This window comes from Microcoleus sp. A003_D6, from assembly GCF_036702825.1.
GTDB lineage: Bacteria > Cyanobacteriota > Cyanobacteriia > Cyanobacteriales > Microcoleaceae > Microcoleus.
The window spans coordinates 1-17,598 of record NZ_JAUBWA010000064.1 but is presented as its reverse complement, the minus strand read 5'-3'; the positions used below and the strand labels follow the sequence as shown (position 1 = coordinate 17,598).

General features: G+C 46.4%; 17 protein-coding genes. 14 read left to right on the top strand and 3 right to left on the bottom strand.

Annotated features, from left to right (window positions below; all coding sequences use genetic code 11):
- Positions 1–42 precede the first annotated feature (42 nt).
- The 5 genes from QUB70_RS18440 (at position 43) to clpP (ending at position 4,403) form a co-directional block, all read left to right on the top strand.
- Positions 43–1,455 carry an adenylate/guanylate cyclase domain-containing protein gene (locus QUB70_RS18440; protein ID WP_332982548.1) on the top strand — a complete coding sequence of 471 codons (1,413 nt, stop codon included), beginning with the start codon at positions 43–45 and terminating at the stop codon, positions 1,453–1,455.
- Positions 1,456–1,633: 178 nt separating this feature from the next.
- Entirely contained in the window at positions 1,634–2,767 is a 1,134-nt protein-coding gene (locus QUB70_RS18435; protein WP_332982546.1) for an acyltransferase family protein, read from the top strand.
- Positions 2,768–2,873: 106 nt separating this feature from the next.
- Complete coding sequence (locus QUB70_RS18430; protein WP_332982543.1) at positions 2,874–3,095, top strand: hypothetical protein; 222 nt, start codon at positions 2,874–2,876, stop codon at positions 3,093–3,095.
- A gap of 137 nt (positions 3,096–3,232) precedes the next feature.
- Complete coding sequence (locus QUB70_RS18425) at positions 3,233–3,580, top strand: type II toxin-antitoxin system PemK/MazF family toxin (RefSeq protein WP_332982541.1); 348 nt, start codon at positions 3,233–3,235, stop codon at positions 3,578–3,580.
- Between the two features lie 211 nt (positions 3,581–3,791).
- Positions 3,792–4,403, top strand: a complete 612-nt coding sequence (gene clpP, locus QUB70_RS18420; RefSeq protein ID WP_332982540.1) for an ATP-dependent Clp endopeptidase proteolytic subunit ClpP — start codon at positions 3,792–3,794, stop codon at positions 4,401–4,403.
- 202 nt (positions 4,404–4,605) lie between these two features.
- Here clpP and QUB70_RS18415 read toward each other — a convergent pair whose 3' ends face one another.
- Entirely contained in the window at positions 4,606–5,577 is a 972-nt protein-coding gene (locus QUB70_RS18415) for a hypothetical protein (RefSeq protein WP_332982538.1), read from the bottom strand.
- A 6-nt stretch (positions 5,578–5,583) separates the two neighbouring features.
- Here QUB70_RS18415 and QUB70_RS18410 point away from each other — a divergent pair, with 6 nt between their 5' ends.
- From QUB70_RS18410 to QUB70_RS18375, 8 genes are all read left to right on the top strand, one after another.
- Positions 5,584–5,790, top strand: coding sequence for a hypothetical protein (locus QUB70_RS18410; protein ID WP_332982537.1), 207 nt, complete (start codon positions 5,584–5,586; stop codon positions 5,788–5,790).
- Between the two features lie 916 nt (positions 5,791–6,706).
- On the top strand, positions 6,707–9,076 hold the full coding sequence (locus tag QUB70_RS18405; RefSeq protein ID WP_332982536.1) for a ribonuclease R family protein: 2,370 nt from the start codon (positions 6,707–6,709) through the stop codon (positions 9,074–9,076).
- A gap of 616 nt (positions 9,077–9,692) precedes the next feature.
- Positions 9,693–10,592: an FAD-dependent oxidoreductase gene (locus QUB70_RS18400; RefSeq protein WP_332982533.1), complete on the top strand. Its 900-nt coding sequence runs from the start codon at positions 9,693–9,695 to the stop codon at positions 10,590–10,592.
- Positions 10,547–11,203, top strand: a complete 657-nt coding sequence (locus tag QUB70_RS18395) for a hypothetical protein (RefSeq protein WP_332982530.1) — start codon at positions 10,547–10,549, stop codon at positions 11,201–11,203. The genes QUB70_RS18400 and QUB70_RS18395 overlap by 46 nt, the downstream gene beginning before the upstream one ends.
- A 179-nt stretch (positions 11,204–11,382) precedes the next feature.
- Positions 11,383–12,777 carry an ArnT family glycosyltransferase gene (locus QUB70_RS18390; protein WP_332982528.1) on the top strand — a complete coding sequence of 465 codons (1,395 nt, stop codon included), beginning with the start codon at positions 11,383–11,385 and terminating at the stop codon, positions 12,775–12,777.
- Positions 12,778–12,868: 91 nt separating this feature from the next.
- On the top strand, positions 12,869–13,501 hold the full coding sequence (locus tag QUB70_RS18385; protein ID WP_332982525.1) for a flavin prenyltransferase UbiX: 633 nt from the start codon (positions 12,869–12,871) through the stop codon (positions 13,499–13,501).
- Positions 13,502–13,578: 77 nt separating this feature from the next.
- Positions 13,579–14,460 carry a LapA family protein gene (locus QUB70_RS18380; RefSeq protein ID WP_332982523.1) on the top strand — a complete coding sequence of 294 codons (882 nt, stop codon included), beginning with the start codon at positions 13,579–13,581 and terminating at the stop codon, positions 14,458–14,460.
- Between the two features lie 22 nt (positions 14,461–14,482).
- Positions 14,483–15,034, top strand: coding sequence for a shikimate kinase (locus tag QUB70_RS18375; RefSeq protein ID WP_332982521.1), 552 nt, complete (start codon positions 14,483–14,485; stop codon positions 15,032–15,034).
- 804 nt (positions 15,035–15,838) lie between these two features.
- Here the strand turns inward: QUB70_RS18375 and QUB70_RS18370 are convergent.
- Together QUB70_RS18370 and QUB70_RS18365 are read right to left on the bottom strand one after the other, a co-directional pair.
- The gene (locus QUB70_RS18370; RefSeq protein WP_332982520.1) at positions 15,839–16,282 is read right to left on the bottom strand and encodes a hypothetical protein; all 444 of its coding nucleotides are present in this window, start codon (positions 16,280–16,282) and stop codon (positions 15,839–15,841) included.
- 97 nt (positions 16,283–16,379) lie between these two features.
- Positions 16,380–16,784 carry an NIL domain-containing protein gene (locus QUB70_RS18365; protein WP_293126164.1) on the bottom strand — a complete coding sequence of 135 codons (405 nt, stop codon included), beginning with the start codon at positions 16,782–16,784 and terminating at the stop codon, positions 16,380–16,382.
- A gap of 178 nt (positions 16,785–16,962) precedes the next feature.
- Between QUB70_RS18365 and QUB70_RS18360 the strand changes: the two genes are divergently transcribed.
- Positions 16,963–17,568: a thioredoxin family protein gene (locus tag QUB70_RS18360; protein WP_332982514.1), complete on the top strand. Its 606-nt coding sequence runs from the start codon at positions 16,963–16,965 to the stop codon at positions 17,566–17,568.
- Positions 17,569–17,598 lie beyond the last annotated feature (30 nt).

Here is a 17,598-nt window from a genome sequence, read left to right as displayed (position 1 = left end):
AGGCCGCCACTTTTAATAAAATTCTATTTAGGAGAACGATAAATGTCAGAAGCTAGTAAAAACCTGTTCGCTGCGGGCGATGACGAATTAATAGCGACGGGCGATGACGAATTAATATTTGCCGAAGAAGACGAGGCGGAAGAAAAACCCATAGAAGCCAGTTGGAAAATATTAATTGTAGATGATGAAATTGAGATTCACAATATTACCAAACTCGCCTTAAATGATTTTACTTTTGAAAATAAACTCATCACATTTATCAGCGCTTTCTCAGGCAAAGAAGCCAAAGAAATGATCCAAGCTCATCCAGATATAGCCTTGATTTTACTCGATGTAGTGATGGAAACAGAAGAGGCAGGCTTGGAAGTAGTAAAATACATCCGCGATATTTTAGACAATAAAATAGTGCGGATTATTTTGCGCACCGGACAGCCGGGACAAGTGCCAGAAGATGTAGTAATTGTCAGCTACGATATTAACGATTACAAAACTAAAACAGAACTGACAAACAAAAAGTTATTTACCACGGTAGTCACAGCACTGAGAGCATTTCGCGCACTCACTCAAATCGAAGCCAGCAAAAGCGAACTAGAAAAAATTGCAACAGCTTCCGCCCGCTTTGTCCCCCGCGAATTTTTAAGATTTCTCAAAATTGAAAGCATTGTTGATGCTAGATTGGGAGACTCTGTACAGGCAGAAATGACGATTATGTTTGCCGACATTCGCTTATTTACAAGTTTGTCAGAAACTATGTCTCCCCGAGAAAATTTTGAATTTCTAAACTCTTATTTAAGCCGAGTTGGTCCAGTTATCCGCCAGTACAATGGTTTTATAGATAAATACATAGGTGACGGGATTATGGCTTTGTTTCCTAACAGGGCTGAAGATGCCGTGCAAGCAGCAATTGAGATGCAGCAGCAAGTTAAAATTTATAACAGACACAGGCAAAATAGCGGTTATCAACCTATTTCGATAGGGATTGGTTTGCATACGGGAACTTTAATGTTGGGTACTATTGGCGAAGCGGAACGGATGGAAAGTACGGTAATTTCGGATGCTGTGAATTTAGCCGCCCGCGTGGAAGGATTGACAAAGCTTTACGGAGTTGGTATTCTAGCTAGCGTTCAAACCCTTTGCCGAATCGATGACCCCCAACATTACAAGTGCAGGTTTCTCGATCGCGTTCAAGTAAAAGGAAAACAAACACCTGTTGCTGTATTTGAAATTTACGACGGCGACTCGGATACAATGATCGAACTAAAAGCACAAACGCAAACTTATTTTGAACAGGGAATTTTTTTTCACTACCAGCAGCAATTCGCGCAAGCAAGGCAAATGTTTCTGCGCGTGTTGCAAGTCAACAAGTATGATAAGGCAGCAGCTTTTTATGCAGAACGCTGCGATATGTTGATGAAGAATGCAGTCATTATGACTTTGGAAGGAATAGAGATATAGGTAATGATTAATGATTAATGGTAATTGGTAATTGGTAATTGGTAATTGGTAATTGGTAATTTCGCAATTCTCCCCCTCTCCCATTCTCCCCCTCTCCCATTCTCCCCCTCTCCCATTCTCCCCCTCTCCGCTTCTCCCCCTCTCCCATTCTCCCCCTCTCCGCTTCTTCCTTCTCTCCATGCGCTTAAAATCCCTTGATGTTTTTCGCGGAATTGCGATCGCCTCCATGATTCTAGTCAACAACCCCGGCAGTTGGAAACAGGTTTATCCGCCACTAGATCACGCAGAATGGCACGGTTGCACCCCCACAGACTTAGTATTTCCCTTTTTTCTGTTCATCGTTGGCTGCGCGATGTCCTTTTCCCTGTCAAAATATACCCAAACTACTACAAAAATAAACACAAATATTTACTGGCGAATTGCGCGGCGCGCCACTATTTTGTTTGTATTAGGATTGCTGCTAAATACATCTTCGATCGCCCTTGACGTACTTCTCAACAGCGCCCCCGTGGAAAACTTCGGTAAAATCCGCATTATGGGAGTATTGCAGCGCATCGGCTTAGCTTATTTTATCAGTGCGATCGCCATTCTCAACCTCTCCCCGCGCAATCAAAAACTGCTAGCGATTGCCGTGCTTTTGGGCTATTTGGCTGCATTAACCGTAGTGCCTGTAGGGGGGTACAGCGCCGGCGAACTCACGCCAGAGGGGAATTTAGGAGGATATGTCGATCGGCTAATTCTCGGTAGCCAACACCTGTACAAAGGTGGCCCCTTCGATCCAGAAGGATTGTTGAGCACCTTACCAGCAGTTGTAACAGTCCTCATCGGCTACTTTACAGGAGAGTGGCTGCGCGTGCAGCCAATCAAAACCCGCACCAGTTTAAATTTAGCGATCGGCGGCCTCAGTTCTCTAGTAATCGGCCGTTTGTGGGGATTTTCCTTTCCGATCAACAAACAACTGTGGACAAGTTCCTATGTAGTGTTTACCGCTGGTTGGGCGTTGCTATTGCTAGCAGCTTGCTACGAAACAATAGAAGTGCGGAATTGGAAATGGGGTCGGCCGTTTGAAATCATGGGAGTGAATGCTATTTTCGTGTTTGTTGCTTCCGGGATTGTCGCTAGAATTTTGTTGAAAACTCATATCGGCAGCGGGGGGAATGCTCCAACAACTTACACTTGGATTTACGAAAACTGGTTTGTCCCGTGGGCGGGGCCGCTGAACGGTTCTCTAGCTTTTGCCGTGACTGCGGTATTATTTTGGTGGTTGATTTTGTATGGAATGTACCGCCGTGGTTGGGCTATAAAAATTTGAGTAGTTTAGTATGTAGTGGATATAACTCTTCTAACGATCTGAGATAAGGGGGATATTCCGATCGGGACGCCTGTTTGGGTTAAAATCGAAGGCAGGAGAATTTTTTATGCCGACTACTGCTCAAGAAATCTATATTCAAGTTGTCCGCACTTTGTCACCAACGGAGCGGTTACGCTTGGCAACTTTGATCCTCAACGAGTTATCACAGCATAATGTCGCTGTCGTCGAGCAAAGTGATTCCTGGAGTGAGGAAGATTGTTTCGATGTAACAACCTTTTCTTTGCAATACGCAGCTACACTTTTCCCGGAGAGTGAGGAGATGGATTAGTGAAATTCAATCCGGGTGATGTAGTAAGCTGTGTTGCATCTAGATTGCCTATGGTATTAGAGAGGGAGAGGGGGAGAAGGGGAGAGGGGGAGAGGATTTGACGATTGTTCGATCGGGACTCGAAATATACAATTTAAATGCACAACAGCTTAACAGCAGATTTTCCAGGTGTCACAGGTGTTAAACGTCGCCCTGTTGTGGTTTTGTCCTCGACTACTTATCATAAAAACCGCCCTGATTTCATAGTTGGGTTAATCACTACCCAGACAACAAATCTTGGCTCTACTGACTATACTCTGCAAGATTGGGCATCCGCCGGTTTGAGAACTGTATCTGTTTTCCGCAGTTTCATTCTTACTTTACCGCCTTCTGCCAACCTGATTTTGATTGGGCATTTATCCGAACGTGATTGGAGTGCTGTTCGCGCCTGTGTAAAAGTAGCTTTAGTAGAATTGGACGATCGCCCACCGTCATCAGATTCATGACTCCCGAAGATTTTTATATGACCCTAGTGTCAGCCACGAACAAGCGATTTCAGTTCTCGAATCGAGAAATTACGACGACCCAGATACCTCAATCCAGCCCAGATTCAGGATTTTGGTCGTAAAAGCCGATCGCCCGCCACCGCACCCTAACTATAAATGAGCCCAAATCGCTAAAATAAAAAAAAGATACGTAATAGGCAGGCTGGCGTCAATGATCCCAACAGTTATAGAACAATCCGGTCGCGGCGAACGCGCCTTTGACATCTACTCGCGACTCCTGCGCGATCGCATCGTCTTCTTGGGCCAACAGGTTGACTCTGACTTAGCCAACCTGATCGTTGCCCAACTGCTATTTTTAGACGCCGAAGACCCAGAGAAAGATATTTACCTCTATATCAACTCCCCAGGAGGTTCGGTATCAGCAGGTATGGGCATTTTTGACACGATGAACCACATCCGCCCCGACATTTGTACTATTTGTCTCGGTTTGGCCGCCAGCATGGGCGCTTTTCTGTTAAGTGCCGGCGCTAAAGGCAAGCGGATGAGTTTGCCTCACTCCCGGATTATGATCCACCAACCTCTAGGCGGTGCTCAAGGACAAGCAACCGATATTGAAATTCAGGCCAAAGAGATTTTGTACCACAAACGCCGCCTGAACCAATTTTTGGCAGATCATACCGGTCAGCCTCTATCGCGCATTGAAGAAGATACCGAACGGGATTTCTTCATGTCCGCCCAAGAAGCAAAGGATTACGGCTTAGTGGATCAAGTGATCGATCGCCGTCCTTCCGCCAGCCGCCCGATCGCCGCTGCCGTCGCTTAAATTAAAAGTTAAAAATCAAAAATGGGAAAATATTCTTCATTTTTGATTTTTAATTTTTAACGTTCAAAATAGCTTTTTAGTTCTGGATGGACTGGTGGCGAGAAACCGGGTTTTTTAACCAAATATTTCGTTCAAACCCTTAATCTCGGTAAAAAACCCGGTTTCTTGAGTTCTGGCCCCACGGGTTGTGGTGGCCGAATTACTAGGGTAAAGATTCGAGATATTGCAGGAAGTCGAGCAATTGTTCTTGCTTTAAGAAATGCCGCGCTTCTTGACCGTAAGCTTGTTTGAGATAATCTTTTCCTTGGTTGGGAGTCCAGCCCAACCGCTTGATTTCCTCAGTGGTTCTGCTGTAGATTTCCAGATATTCTAAGAAATCTACCAACTGTTCGCTCGAAAGCTCTCTCTGCGACGACTTGTTGTAATTGTGTTCGAGACAGTCGCTTTCCTGTTTTTTCTTCCATTGCAGGCGTTTGAGGATGGCGTCTATTTGGGCGATCGTATCAGAATCATCCTCGATCGCATCGCTCGGAATTCCCACCGCGATCGGTTGCAATTCCCTGACGGAGGCCGCACCCTGCTGCTGTTCACTTTGGCTAGCAGTCGGCACATCCAGTTCCGCCATCGGTTCGCCGTAGCTTGAAGAAAGCCAAGCGTCCGAGTCTAACTCCTTCGATCCAAAACCAGTCGCAGCCCGATCGACCGTTGGCGGCAGCGGTTCCGGTACAGGTGCGATCGCCTCGGAATCTAATTTCGCTTCAGTATTGACAAAATTGCTTTGATATGGTACTGCGATTTTATCGGTAACAGGCATTTCTAAAACAGGAAGAGGAACAGAGGCCGGCGGAACTGGAGCTGCAACAGCAGCAACCGGAACTGGAGCTGCAACAGCAGCAACCGGAGCCGGAGCCGGAACCGCAACAGCAGCAACTGGAGCCGGAACCGGAACAGGCTCGATCGCCTCCTGCGGCGCAGCAAATGCCAGGACAGCGAGCGAGCGCAACCGGGCGCGGTCTTCAGCCTCCTCAACAGACTCAGCAGCCGACATACCGGTAGCGAGAGTTTTGCCGTCAACCTGAACCAGACAGCGAACCACAAACTTACCGTGATGAATAGTCAGCAACTCACAGATTAACTGTCCAGCGGGATAAAAGGCACGAAATTCAGCAAACATAGTTTTGTGACCCCGAAACCAGAAGGGGCTTATGACTTAAGTTTAGTACACGATCGCGCAATAGTTGCTGGATTCTTCAACATTTGTGGAAACTGTATGGCGATCGTGCAAGCCCAGGCGCATCTCAATCAGACAGTCAAGTTTGATGAAATTCTTGTGGGCTGGGTTCTTGTAGCCCGCCCAAAAATACAATTTAAATACCCGACAGCTTAACAGAAAGCGACCGAGAGAGCTCGATCGTGCCAGAGAGCGCGAAAATTCAAAAAATTACCGTTCGTCGCGCTTGGCTCAAAAGCAGCCCAGAGAAAACAATTTTCTGAAAGCACGTATTCAACGTACAATAAATGAAAGGTGAATCATCCGCGAAACCTTTCACGCCACTCAACCCTATCCCACATCCGGCCGTTTAAGCTAACAAGCACCGGGCGTCATTTCTAGCTATAGGAGATGACACAGCAACTAGGCAAAAGTAGTAAAAGTCTCCGGTTTGCGTACCTGCACTTTCTACAGCACAGATTGCTCCCGACCCGCTCGTTGCACCTCTGTCCGCAAGGGCAGACCGCGTGCAAAAACAGGGGCATCGCAGCGGCGAGCTACTAGCAATTTTGCCTTGAGCCGGTAAATTCTTTGGCTTTAGCAAAAGGCAAGAGGCACTTCAAAAGGAAGAAGAAAGCAGGAAAAAGGCAGAAGGAAACAGGCAGGAGGCCCAAATGCAAATTTTATCCCTCTGCATCGAGCCATCTCCCCATCCCCGACTCAACCGGTCGCTTTCAGCATTGAGCCATCTTTTAAGCACCGACAGGGGCTTTCTAATTCGCGAAGAGCTCGGCGCTGAAAGCGAAAAGCAAAGGAACCAACGCTAAAAAATTGTATTGGGGAATAGGGTGCGGGGCATTTGTCAGCACCGTCATCTGTCAGTTGCAGACAGACAGCAGACAATTAGCAAAGTCGCCGGTGTCGGGAAAAATTTTGAAAAAATCCCCGCGCACGGGTAGCACCGACTGCGATCGCGTCTCCACCTACTAACCCGCGCATTTGTTGGGAAACAGGCACTGCGAGGGTTCGAGAGGCTGCGGCTGATTTCGCCAAAATTAGACTAATTGCTGGAAACAAGAGGATCGATCGCTACATGGAATTTTCTATCGCTGCACTGCTGGCAAATTTTACAGAAGACAAATTAGTGGCTCCCAAAGCATTGGAGAAAAAACTCGATTGCAACGACGCCACCAGTCAACTCAAACTTCAAATTGCATTAGAAGCTCTAGAGAAAATTGGCATATTAGTCAAAGACAAAGGCCGCTACCGCCGAGTAGCTGAAGACGACGTAGTAGAAGCAAAACTGCGCTGTTCGAGCAAAGGATTTTGCTTTGCAATTCAAGACGCCGAAGGCTCAGAAGACGTTTACGTGCGGGAAAGTCACCTCTCGACAGCTTGGAACGGCGATCGAGTCCTAGTCAAAATCATCAAAGAAGGCAGCCGCCGCCGATCGCCCGAAGGCGAAGTCATGCTCATCCTCGAACGCGCCAACCCTTCGGTACTCGCGCGAGTCAAGCAAACCGCCACCCCCACCGGCCGCGTCAGCTACAGAGCAATTCCCCTGGACGATCGCCTGTTGTTTGAACTAGACTTGCTCGCAAACGGCACCAACCTCCAAGAGGCGATCGACCACCTAGTACACGTCGAAGTCAAACGCTACCCCCTCGGCACCCACCGCCCAGTCGGCAAAGTAGTACAGGTACTCGGCTCCGACGCCGAAGCCGCTGACGACCTCGACATCGTATGCTGCAAACACGACTTGCCGCGATCCTTTCCGGCCGCCGTCATCAAAGCAGCCGAAAACTTGCCCAGCAAAGTCAAAAAAACCGACCTCAAAAAACGCCTAGATTTGCGTAACATCCTAACAGTTACCTTCAGCAAAAACGAACCCGGAACCACCAACAGCGAAAACGAGGCCCCTCAAGCCCAAGAGGAAAATCTCTCCGCCGAGGCAGCAGAAAACGAGTTCGACCCTGCCTCATTCCTCTCCGATCCGCCATTGGAACGCGCTTTGTCGATCGAAACCCTGAAGTCCGGCGGCTGGCAAGTAGGAATCCACATCACCGACGCCGCCGAGTACGTGCAGCCAGAAACCCCCCTAGACCGCGAAGCCCGCAAGCGAGGCACCGCCGCCCATCTGGGAGAAAAAATCATCGCCGTACTGCCAGAACTCCTGAACGAGCGCTGCTCCCTGCTGCTAGACACCGAACGGCTGGCATTTAGCATACTGCTAACCCTAGACGAATCAGGAGAACTGCTGGAATACGAAATTCAAACCAGCGTCATTCACATTGACTACCAGCTCAGCTACCAGCAAGCTCAAGCAATTCTCGAACCAGGCTCCGATGCCGAAGTTCACCCTTTGTCCTCCGCCCTCCGTCCTTTCCTCGATCAAATCTTAGCCGCCTCACAGGCTGCCAGACAGGCGAGGCTCAAGCGAGGAGCTTTTGAACTAAATTTACCCGACGCTAACTCTCACTTCGACGACGAAGGCGAATTAGGAGCTTTTGCAACGGCTCCCGCCGCCCAGTCGGCTGTCTCCGAGTTGGTGGTACTCGCCAACCAAGCTGTAGCCACCCACCTGCAAGCCTTGGGAGTCCCAGCAATCTACCGCGTCCAGCCGATGCCAGACCCGGCAGACATTCAAGAGTTCATCAAACTCTCCAACAACCTCGGAGGCGAACTTTATCTCGAAACCGAAGAAGAAGTTCTGCCCTTTGACTTTCAGCGATTTACCCAGCAGTTTGCCGGTCTCAAGTCCGAAAGAGTTCTTACCTACCTGCTTGAAGACACCATGAAGCCCGCTGTTTACAGCACCACTCCCAAGCCGCACTTCGGTTTGGCGCTGTCAGAGGGTTACACGCGCTGCACTTCGCCGCTTTCCCGCTACGCCGATTTGCTGGTGCTGCGATTGTTGCAAGCAGTGTTCGAGCAAGGCCGCAGCAGTCGCACAACTCGGGCTAAAGAAAAAGTTGACTTGCACCATTCCTCCTGTCACGGTCAAATTACTTGGAACGTTCTCCCGCCAGATTTGCACCACGAATTTGAGACAGAGTTTGCATCAGTAGTAGTACACCTGACGGAACGCGAAAGGGTTGCTGAAGATGCAGAAAGCGATTTGCAGGGATTGAAAAAAACTGGATTGATGAAAGAGCGCACCGGCCAAACTTTTCAGGGTTTGATTACAGGTGTACAATCTTACGGTTTCTTTGTGGAAATTGAGGTGCGGCCGCCTGAGAGCGACATTCTGCGAGTTGAAGGATTGGTGCACGTTTCTTCGCTTAAGGATGACTGGTACGAGTACCGATCGCGCCAGCAAACTCTGGTGGGTCGTAAAAACCGCAATCAGTACCGTTTGGGCGATCGGGTAGAAGTTCAAGTCAAGAGTGTTGACTACTACCGCCAGCAAATTGATTTAGTTGCAGTTGGCGGCGGCAGTCAAGCTTTTGATGATGATGAATAAAAGAAGGAAGAAGTTCGGCAACGGATTCTGTAACGGATGTAACGGATGTAACGGATGTAACGGATTTCAGGAAGAAGGTAATACAATTACTTTTTTGCTAGTCCTAGCAAAAAAGTAATTAGTTATGACTTTCTGATGCTTTTATTCCCAATTACTTCTAACTTTCTTGTTCTTTTTTCCCAATTCTCTAAACTCCGATCGATTCACGACGAATCAGGACACGGCAGTGCCGTGTCCCTACAGAAATGGAGTAGGGAAACGGCACTGCCGTGTCCTGAAAGACATCGAAACCCGTCCCGAAAGATATTACTCGTTACCAGGCTGAAGCCTGGTAACGCATATCCGGAGGCTATGCCGACCTTTTCCCAAGCGAGGCCGAGCATAAGAATCTGGGTTCTCAGGCTATGAGCCTGGGAACCAGTTACCAGTTAAGAGGTTTAAACCCCTGCTTTCCCTGCGGGTTTGACCTGGTTGTTGACACCAATTGGCAGTGTCGTGTCCCTACAGACATCAAGTAAGTTCGATCGAATATTAAAGTTTGGATAAGTGGGTTGTTTTATTGACAAAGTGTGGTACGCTCTAACGTTAGTTATAAAAACTTTATCCACAGCAAAACGTGCCGCCGATATACATACTTGGAGCTGGGCCAGCGGGTCTAGCTGCCGCTTATACGCTAACACAGCAAGGTCAAACAGTTGTCGTCGTTGAGCGAGACTCGCAAGTTGGCGGACTCGCTAAAAGCATTGAGTACCAAGGGTTTATTCTAGACCTCGGCCCCCACCGCTTTTACACAAAAATTCCCCCCGTCCTCAAACTCTGGAACGAAGTTTTGGGCACCGAACAAGTCACTGTCAGCCGCCTTACCCGCATTTACTATAACGGCAAATACTTTAGCTATCCTCTCAAAGCCTTAGAAGTCTTATTTGCCCTCGGTATAGTTGAAAATATACGCATCTTTTTTTCTTATTTAGCAGCAAAACTGTTACCCAACCGCCACCCGGAAAATTTTTCAGAATGGGTGAGAGCTAAATTTGGCAAGCGTTTATTTAAGATATTTTTTGAAGCTTATACAGAAAAACTTTGGGGGATTCCCTGCACTGAAATTAGTGCTGAATGGGCAGCCCAGCGGATTAAAGGACTTTCGCTGCTCAAAGCACTCCGCACCGCTTTTTTTGGTAGTGATGGCAAAGTTAAAAGCCTGATCGATCAATTTCAATTTCCCCGTTTAGGCTCAGGGCAATTATACGACAAAATCAGCGACTATCTACTGAGCAAAAATCAGGAAATTCTCCTGAATACAGAAGTAGTGCAGGTGCATAGCGACAATAGCCGCGTCACTCAACTCACTCTGAGAAATCGCCAAACCGGAGTAGAGTCAACGGTTTGCTGTAGTGCAGTCATTTCCTCAGTGCCACTCAATACATTAGTAAATCAAATGATTGCTCCCCCCCCCGTAAGCAAATCTTATCATTGGCGCGATCGCTCAAATTTCGCAACACAATTCTCGTTTATCTAATAGTTGAAGGCAGCCAGTTATTCCCTGACAACTGGCTTTATATCAATGAACCCAGTGTCAGCGTCGGGAGAGTGACTAATTTTGCTAATTGGTCGCCAGAGATGCTGCCGAACCAGCATCAAACGCCTTTATGCTGCGAATATTGGTGCAACTTTGACGAACCGATGTGGCAGCAGCCGGAAGCTGAACTTTTGAGTTTGGCAGAACAAGAATTGAGAAAAATTCAGTTGCTTCGCAATGAGAAAATTGCGGGAGGTTTTGTAGTTCGCTTGCCGCGTACTTATCCGATATATGCGGGCAATTACAAGTACATTTTATCAGAAATTCAAACTTATATCAAGCAATTTGAAAATTTGCAAGTTGTCGGTCGTTATGGTGCTTTTAAGTATAACAACCAAGACCACAGTTTGTTGATGGGAATTTTAGCGGCTGAGAATATCGGGAACCCAGGGAAACATAACCTTTGGGATGTGAATTCTGACAGTGAGTATGTGGAGGAAGCTAGTGTTGATGCTGCCACTACTCCCGCTAGGCGAGTTGCTGTTGGGATACGACAAAAAATCCTACATTTTTTGCAGAAACGGATATCAAAGAAGAAATTTGATCTGTAATTTCAATATCAAATAGTCCTGGACGCATTGGGACTGAGAAACCGGGTTTTTTACGACAATACTTCGTTGTAGCATCGCAGATTAGGTAAAAAACCCGGTTTCTGACTACCCCTGCGTAAGTCCCGATCAAATATGCAGTATTAACAGAGTATTTATTGCTTTCAATGAGGATTAAATAGGTGAAAAATAAAAAAATATATGGCTTTAATTTTACAATCTGGGGAGTGCTGACAATAGCTTTTTTGCTGAGGTGCTTACTGACAATTGTGGTTCTTGCTATTAACTACACATCAGGAGCCTACACTCTAGATACCGAATCATACCTGATAACAGCCAGAAAGTTAATAGAGGCAGGTCAATTTGTAACTGGCGTACAGCCTGAAATCTTCCGCACTCCTGGCTATTCCCTATTATTGATACCAGGAATTTTATTAGGTCAGCAAGAACTTGTGGCAATCTTCATTCAAATAATGCTGAGCTGCTTCACGATATTTATCATATATAAAATTGCATTGGCTATTTGGGGTGAAAGCAAAATTGCAACTTTTTGTGCCTTGCTGTACGCAGTTGAACCAGTGTCTATCCTATGGTTGATGCTGCTGATGCCTGAAACCCTTTTTACCGCCTTCATCACTTTATTCATGTATCTACTGATAAAATACTTTACTGAAAAGTCGTGGCAACATTTACTCTGTGCAGCAATTACTTTAGCGGCATCTATATATGTCCGACCTATAGGGTATTATTTACCTTTCCTTATCTCTGCTATCTTATTAATAGATAGCTTGACCAAGATTCAAAGAAATAAAATTTTGATTATTCATGCTTCCGTTTTCTTTATAGTCGCGATGGGTAGCGTTGGAATTTGGCAAGTTAGGAACTATGTAAAAACGGGATATTCGGGATTTGCGGCCGTTTCTGATTACAATCTATATTGCTATAATGGGGCATCTGTAATTGCCCAACAAAAAAATATAGCATTTGAAGAGATGTCTGAACAGCTTGGATGTAATAATCCCGCAAAGTATTTAAAACTTCATCCCGAACAACAAGAATGGAGTCAGAGCAAAATTTACCGTTACATGGGGAAAGAAGGAAAGAAAATGATTATGAGCAATACTTGGGATGCCTCAATCCTTCATTTAGAAGGAACTCTTAGAACCTTGATTGAGACACCCGCAAAGCTGTACCTAAAACGATTCACTAGGCAACGTAATCCTGCTCTAAGTCCTTCCTCTCAAATTCCTAAAGTTTTAACTGGTCAAACAAGCTGGAGAGCAATATTTAGTAATTTTCACCTTTCGCCTATACTTTTTTTTGCTGACTTAAGCTTGTTATTAATATTAGGAGTCTATCTGCTAGGTGTTACCGCAGCTTTACTATCCAGTAATTTCCTGAAAAATAGGGCAATGATAACGCTTGTCAGCATAGCCGCATACTTCCTTGCCGTATCCGGGGGCGTTGCAGGTGGCTATAGGTTTCGCCTTCCCATTATGCCAATAATCTGTCTGCTGGCTGGCTATGGCTTGTGGCTGATTTTAGATAATATCAAGCCCAAAAAAATTCAGGAGTAAGGCGACATTTGGTAACTTTAATATTAAGTCGGCAATGTTGGGGAAATTCGATCGCGATATAATTAGTGAGCTTATTCCTGGATAATTGCCCATGACTAATTCTGTTTCAGTCCCCGCCCAACCGCTAATTGTAGGAGTTACTGGTGCATCGGGACTGATTTATGCGGTGCGAACTCTGAAATATCTCTTGGAGGCCGATCGCGCGATCGAACTGGTGGCTTCCAAGTCTACCTACATGGTTTGGCAAAGCGAACAGAACATCCGAATGCCGGCAGAACCGACTCTGCAAGAAGAATTCTGGCGGGAACAAGCAGGAGTAGCCACAATGGGCAAACTCCGGTGCCATCCCTGGCAAGATGTCGGTGCTAATATTGCTAGCGGCTCGTTTCGCACCCAAGGGATGATGATTATTCCCTGTAGCATGAGTACACTAGGCAAGTTGGCGGCTGGCTTGAGCTCGGATTTGCTCGAAAGAGCGGCCGATGTTCAGCTCAAGGAAGGGCGAAAATTGGTACTGGTACCCAGGGAAACCCCTTTTAGCTTGATTCACCTGCGGAATTTGACTGCGTTGGCAGAAGCGGGAGCTAGAATTGTACCAGCGATTCCCGCTTGGTATCACAATCCCCAAACTATTGAAGATTTAGTAGACTTTGTGGTGGCTCGCGCTTTAGACCAGTTGGAGATTGATTGCGTTCCTCTCAAACGCTGGAAGGAAGAAGAGTAGTCATTAGTCATTAGTCATTAGTCATTAGTTATTAGTCATTTACAAATTACCAATTACCAATTACCAATATTTTTAATATGCGACCTGTATTTTTGCTAGTAATTGTGGTAGGGCTGACTATTTTTGCCCTGCAAAATGTGGAGCCGGCATTATCGCTGGTATTTTTGGGAGTTCGATCGCCCGCTTTGCCCTTATCTATCTGGATTTTGCTGAGCATGGCGGTGGGAGCTCTCACATCTTTATTGATTTCTGGTTTGGTCGCTTTTTCAAATTATCTATCTCCAACGCGAGACCGCACCGGCCGATCCAGTCGCAGCCGTCCCGATACTTTCGCAGAGGACAGCAGAACGCCTTACACGCCGCCTCCCTCTCCTAGAAAACAGGAAATTGACCCGGATCTGAATAGGCAAAATAGCCAAACTCAGGCTGCTGCTTCCTATCGAACTGAGTACGGGACATCGGCGGGTTACAGTTCCCGGACTTTCCTGCAAGAAACTCCGAATCCTGCTGGGGCGCAGGATTACGCTCAAGCGGGGACTTATGCAGCCGCAGATGATGAGGACGATTGGGTTTCTGATGGCTCAAAATCCGGCTCTGTTGGCAGCGATGACGATTGGGGGGACGATCGCGATTTGCCCGCCGAACCTCCGGTAAATGACGTTGCAGGGGCAAATCCGAGGGATTACGAAGCTAAACAGGAACCGAAAAGCCAGTCTTGGGCTGGCTCGGTATACTCTTACGGCTATCGAGATCCAAACCAGTCTGGGGTGGGGCAAACTGAGTCTGTCTACGATGCAGACTATCGGGTGATCGTTCCCCCGCAAGATCCGATACCTAAACCCGCCGATGGAGCACCGAACAATCCTAGTGTAGAGGCAGAGGATGATTGGGGATTGGATGAAGATGATGTATTTGATGAGGACGATCGCCCCAGTGGACCGATTAACCTGAAAAAATAGAAAAATATGGGAGGATTTGGCAGTGGATTGGTTGAGGGGAGTGAATATCTATCTCGTCGGGATGATGGGTGCGGGAAAAACAACGGTGGGGCGGATTTTGGCAAGGGAATTAAAATACCGTTTTTTTGATACTGATGAACTGATTGTTCGAGTTGCTAATCAGTCAATTGCTGAGATTTTCGATCGAGAAGGGGAAGAGGCATTTCGGGAACTAGAAACTAAAATCCTCGGCGAATTGTGTGCTTATAAAAATTCGGTGGTGGCTACGGGCGGCGGTATTGTTGCCCGATCGGTGAATTGGGGTTATTTGCACTACGGTATAGTGGTTTGGCTGGATGTGCCTGTAGATCGACTGTACAATCGACTGGGTTCGGACACCGCTCGACCCCTACTGCGGGAGGGCGAGCTCAAATCTAAGCTGCAAAGCCTTTTGAACGAGCGAGAGCGTTTCTACGCTCAAGCAGATGTCCGAGTTTGCATTCGTGGAGGCGAAAGGCCTGAAGAAGTGGCGCGTCGGGCGATCGAGGAAATCCAAAAAGTTATCAAATCAGAAACTGCACAGGATATCAATTAATACACTCAGAAACCCGGTTTCTGGAAAAATAAGAGGTTTCTGAGGACTTTTGATACCAGTTCCCAAAAATAATGCGACCGTAGGCCCGCGATCCAAATCACCAGCTTCATCAGTCATTCCCAAATCAAAAATCAAAAATCAAAAATCAAAAATGGTATGACCCGTAAAAATACTGTTTTCTGCCTGAGTGTGTTTGTTTAACCGTCAAATGTTTGGGAATCAGCCGGGTTTGAGAGGATGCGATGCGTAAGTTTGATAAGTATGAGGATGTGGCGGTGCGGAGGTTTTGTGCAGAAACTAATGGCAGACTCGTCTGAAGCATTAAAGTCGCCTATTGAGTTCTCTCTAAAAATAAAATGGCCCCACCGCTGAAGGGCTGTAGGGCGCAAGGACAGTTAAACGCTAACTTAATTGTCGGAAAATTTAGCATCAATGCTCTCTTCCTATGTGACGATTTTACGATCGTCCATTCACTCATCAACTCTCCCGTATCAAAAAATGTAACCCAAGACCGATCGAATTTAAGCTGTCCTATTCTAAGAACAATACCTCATGCATTCTGACGAGCAGCTCCCTAAAGCTGCTTTTTTATTGCGATCTAGTTTTTGGCTGCCGGACTTGCGGGCACTTGGGAATAATATTTTGAGCAACAGATATATTTGACCCGGAAAAATCAGGCTTATTCCTGATTTTTCTGTGTATGGCACAATCTTCCACGAAAGGAGAACAGAAGATTCGGATAGTTTTCGGCTAAACATCCGTTGCGAGTTATATAATTTGGTTGGGTGAATTTCCTGTTCCCAATTAATATAATACGAGCCTGCCTGTTTTTAATAAAAACTCGCTCGCTCCGCCCAACCCCACACCAGTTAAAGAAATGGTAATTAATACCACAAAAGCCCGCCAATTTTTCCAACCACATATTTGAATATCGAGTCTTGCCAAAGCTCCGGCTGAAATCAAGACTAAACAAGTAGCAAAAAGGTGCATCCACGCAACTACTACCACAGCCACAAAAGCTCCTAAAATAATAGAAATAAAAGCACCCGCATCACTTGAAAACCACCGCATAATTAAGGCTTTTATGTCTTTCAGCGGGAATGACAAGCCGACAGATAATAGTAAAATAGAAGCTAGGGCTAAAAACCAAACAATGTGGGGGGGAACATCAAACTCGGATAACTTCCAGCCAAAAATGAAATAAGTAACGAAAAGTAGAGTTAGTGAAAGCCAAGGGTTTTTTTTCATCTTAACCGATCTGTGGACTCAATCTCAAATCTCAAATCTCAAATCTCAAATCGACTGACGGATGCCTTTAGATGACCCCGATGAGTTTGTACGCGGCCTAGAGGTTAGTAGAAATAGCTTGCACGGGACAAGTAGGGATGCACTGCTCGCACACGATACAGCGCGATCGAGCAAACGTTAGTTTAAAGCTTTCTGGGTCAAGGGTCAAGGCTTCTGTCGGGCAAACCCCCGTACACAAGCCGCAGTGAACGCAAATATCTTCGTCTATGAGTATTTCCCGGCTGGCTAGGGAAACGCCGATGTTTTGCGATCGCATCCAGTCGATCGCCGCTTCTAGTTGGTCGATGTCCCCTGATAACTCTAGCACCAGTTTGCCCACTTGGTTCGGAGCCACCTGAGCGCGGATAATGTTGGCAGCAACATTAAAATCCTTTGCCAGTCGATAGGTGACAGGCATTTGGATCGATCGTTGCGGAAACGTCAGCGTCACCCGTTTTTTCACCCTGCAAGTCCTCGGTAATTTACAAACAATCTTTGTTATCTTATGTTTTAGCGCACTTGGTCTAATTACTGCCTTTAGCACAAATTTTTATGAGATGGGTCTGATTATCTCAAAATGTGCTATAATCTGAATCTATTATTTAAAATAAAAACATAGAAATCAAAGCGCAATTTATTTTATGACCCAGAATTCCCCCAAGTCAACAGTCGTCCCCGAAGCCAAAAATCCCGAAACAAAAGTCGCCGCGCGCCTCAGAAACTTATTGATCGTGTTAGCAGCGATCGCCCTTTCGGTATCCATCTTCTTCGGAGTGCGAACTCAAACGCCGTCAAGCAGTCTCACCGAAATGGCAAAAGCTTCGACGCCATTAGAAACAGCTTTGGTAAACGGCAAACCGACACTCATGGAATTTTATGCTAATTGGTGCGGTAGCTGTCAGGCAATGGCTAACGACCTGAGCGAAATCAAACAGAAATATGCCGAACCTCTAAATTTTGTAATGCTGAATGTAGACAATGACAAATGGCTGCCAGAAATCACCAAATATCGGGTAGACGGCATTCCGCACTTTGTCTATTTGAACGATAAAGGCAGCGCCGTTGCTGAAACGATGGGCGAAATGCCGCGCAGTATTATGGAAGCTAACTTAGAAGCTTTAATTGCAGGAAAACCTCTGCCAAACGTCCAAGCAGCAGGTCAAGTTTCTAATTTTACTCCCCCCACAGGGCCAGTGAAAACGGGTGCATCTCACTTTGGCGAGTATGCCAAAAAAGGGTTAAAATGAAAAAGCCAGTAAAATCGCCAAATAAAAATA